General features: G+C 58.5%; 1 protein-coding gene. It reads right to left on the bottom strand.

The genetic code is table 11. The annotated features are described in order from the left end of the window. A partial coding sequence (locus S1OALGB6SA_RS07075) for an NHL domain-containing protein (RefSeq protein WP_195910357.1) occupies positions 1-328 on the bottom strand: 328 nt, incomplete at both ends.

The following is a 328-nucleotide window of genomic DNA, read 5'->3' on the forward strand; positions in this document are numbered from 1 at the left end:
CGGATGCGACTGTTGCCAGTATCTGCCACATAGACATTGCCGGATGAATCCACAGTCACTCCGTGGGGATAGTTAAACTGTGCTTCTGTGCCGGCGCCATTCGCAAAACCCCGCGCGTCACTGCCGGCAAATGTGCTTACCAACCCCTCCGGCGTGATCTTCCGGATGCGGCTGTTCTCAGTATCCGCCACATAGACATTGCCGGATGAATCCACAGCCACGCCGAAGGGGTGGTTAAACTGTGCTTCTGTGCCGGTACCATTCGCAAAACCCCGCGCGTCACTGCCGGCAAAGGTGCTTACCACCCCCCCCCCGGCGTAATCTTCCG

The organism is Olavius algarvensis spirochete endosymbiont (assembly GCA_900608495.1).
Lineage (GTDB): Bacteria > Spirochaetota > Spirochaetia > DSM-2461 > DSM-2461 > UBA2779.